Raw genomic sequence first — 3,197 nt, 5'->3', positions numbered from 1 at the left:
TTTGTGGTCAAGTTTTTAAGGGCACACGGTGGATGCCTTGGCATCAGGAGCCGAAGAAGGACGTAGGAATCTGCGATAAGCCTGGGGGAGTTGATAACCGAACTTTGATCCCAGGATGTCCGAATGGGGAAACCCCGCCCGGCGCGCGAGTGACCGGGTGACCCGCATCTGAACACATAGGGTGCGTGGAGGGAACGTGGGGAAGTGAAACATCTCAGTACCCACAGGAAGAGAAAACAACAGTGATTCCGTTAGTAGTGGCGAGCGAACGCGGAAGAGGCTAAACCAGTGGTGTGTGATAGCCGGCGGGCGTTGCATCACTGGGGTTGCGGGACTTTCCGTACCGATTCTGCCGGATCGGTGAAGTGAGTGCAGATGTATAGGTGAACCGGTTTGAAAGCCGGGCCGTAGAGGGTGTTAGCCCCGTAACCGGAATGCATGCTGCCGCTTGGAGAGGATCCCAAGTAGCACGGGGCCCGAGAAATCCCGTGCGAATCTGCCAGGACCACCTGGTAAGCCTAAATACTCCCTGATGACCGATAGCGGACAAGTACCGTGAGGGAAAGGTGAAAAGTACCCCGGGAGGGGAGTGAAATAGTACCTGAAACCGTGTGCCTACAAACCGTTGGAGCAGCTCTGATTGCTGTGACAGCGTGCCTTTTGAAGAATGAGCCTGCGAGTTAGTGTTACGTCGCGAGGTTAACCCGTGAGGGGAAGCCGTAGCGAAAGCGAGTCTGAATAGGGCGATGCAGTGGCGTGATCTAGACCCGAAGCGGAGTGATCTACCCATGGCCAGGTTGAAGCGACGGTAAGACGTCGTGGAGGACCGAACCCACTTCAGTTGAAAATGGAGGGGATGAGCTGTGGGTAGGGGTGAAAGGCCAATCAAACTCCGTGATAGCTGGTTCTCCCCGAAATGCATTTAGGTGCAGCGTTGCGTGTTTCTTACCGGAGGTAGAGCTACTGGATGGCTAATGGGCCCTACAAGGTTACTGACGTCAGCCAAACTCCGAATGCCGGTAAGTGAGAGCGCAGCAGTGAGACTGTGGGGGATAAGCTTCATAGTCGAGAGGGAAACAGCCCAGACCACCAACTAAGGCCCCTAAGCGTGTGCTAAGTGGGAAAGGATGTGGAGTTGCCCAGACAACCAGGAGGTTGGCTTAGAAGCAGCCACCCTTGAAAGAGTGCGTAATAGCTCACTGGTCAAGTGATTCCGCGCCGACAATGTAGCGGGGCTCAAGTACACCGCCGAAGTTGTGGATTTCAGATATAGATAAGCCTTCGTGGTTCAGTCGTCTGGAGTGGTAGGGGAGCGTCGTGTGGGCAGTGAAGCTGCGGTGTAAACCAGTGGTGGAGCCTACACGAGTGAGAATGCAGGCATGAGTAGCGAAAGACGGGTGAGAAACCCGTCCGCCGAATGATCAAGGGTTCCAGGGTCAAGCTAATCTGCCCTGGGTAAGTCGGGACCTAAGGCGAGGCCGACAGGCGTAGTCGATGGACAACGGGTTGATATTCCCGTACCGGCGAAGAACCGCCCATACCAAGCAGGGGACACTAACCGTCCGGAGCCTGCCCGATCACCCTTGTGGTGTGAGGGTTTTGGCCGAGCACGGGACCTGATCCTGGGAGGTAAGCGTATTAACAGGTGTGACGCAGGAAGGTAGCCGGGCCAGGCGATGGTAGACCTGGTCTAAGGACGTAGGGTCCGTGATAGGTAAATCCGTCACGGTGTCTTTGATGACGAACCTGAGATCCGACGGGACCCCCTCACGGGGGGATCCGGTGATCCTATGCTGCCTAGAAAAGCATCGGCGCGAGGTTCCAGCCGCCCGTACCCCAAACCGACACAGGTGATCAGGTAGAGAATACTAAGGCGATCGAGAGAATTATGGTTAAGGAACTCGGCAAAATGCCCCCGTAACTTCGGGAGAAGGGGGGCCCCAACCTTGATGGACACTTGCTGTCCGGAGGGGATCGGGGCCGCAGAGACCAGGGGGAAGCGACTGTTTACTAAAAACACAGGTCCGTGCGAAGTCGCAAGACGATGTATACGGACTGACTCCTGCCCGGTGCTGGAAGGTTAAGAGGACCGGTTAGCCCTTACGGGCGAAGCTGGGAATTTAAGCCCCAGTAAACGGCGGTGGTAACTATAACCATCCTAAGGTAGCGAAATTCCTTGTCGGGTAAGTTCCGACCTGCACGAATGGAGTAACGACTTCCCCGCTGTCTCAACCATAAACTCGGCGAAATTGCAGTACGAGTAAAGATGCTCGTTACGCGCAGCAGGACGGAAAGACCCCGAGACCTTTACTATAGTTTGGTATTGGTGTTCGGTGTGGCTTGTGTAGGATAGGTGGGAGACTGTGAGACCCGGACGCCAGTTCGGGTGGAGTCATCGTTGAAATACCACTCTGGTCATACTGGATATCTAACTTCGGCCCGTAATCCGGGTCAGGGACAGTGCCTGATGGGTAGTTTAACTGGGGCGGTTGCCTCCTAAAGAGTAACGGAGGCGCCCAAAGGTTCCCTCAGCCTGGTTGGCAATCAGGTGTCGAGTGTAAGTGCACAAGGGAGCTTGACTGTGAGAGAGACATCTCGAGCAGGGACGAAAGTCGGGACTAGTGATCCGGCGGTACATTGTGGAATGGCCGTCGCTCAACGGATAAAAGGTACCTCGGGGATAACAGGCTGATCTTGCCCAAGAGTCCATATCGACGGCATGGTTTGGCACCTCGATGTCGGCTCGTCGCATCCTGGGGCTGGAGTAGGTCCCAAGGGTTGGGCTGTTCGCCCATTAAAGCGGTACGCGAGCTGGGTTTAGAACGTCGTGAGACAGTTCGGTCCCTATCCGCTGCGCGCGCAGGAAATTTGAGAAGGGCTGTCCTTAGTACGAGAGGACCGGGACGGACGAACCTCTGGTGTGTCAGTTGTACTGCCAAGTGCACCGCTGATTAGCTACGTTCGGATGGGATAACCGCTGAAAGCATCTAAGCGGGAAGCCCGCTTCGAGATGAGATTTCCATACACCTTGTGTGTGAGAGGCCCCCAGCCAGACCACTGGGTTGATAGGCCGGATGTGGAAGCGGGGACTAAAGACCCGTGAAGCTGACCGGTACTAATAGGCCGATAACTTACACCACACCAGCACCTGGACGGACACGACTTCAAACGGTCCGTCAAAGTATAAAGGGTGTTGT

General features: G+C 55.5%; 1 rRNA gene. It reads left to right on the top strand.

From position 1 onward, the window contains the following. Positions 1-5: 5 nt before the first annotated feature. Positions 6-3,140 (top strand): 23S ribosomal RNA (locus tag LOC56_RS16050). Positions 3,141-3,197 lie beyond the last annotated feature (57 nt).

Source organism: Arthrobacter sp. zg-Y179, assembly GCF_020907345.1.
Classification (GTDB): Bacteria; Actinomycetota; Actinomycetes; order Actinomycetales; family Micrococcaceae; genus Arthrobacter_B; species Arthrobacter_B jinronghuae.
The sequence above is the reverse complement of the archived record's forward strand: the minus strand, read 5'-3'. Positions and strand labels throughout refer to the sequence as shown.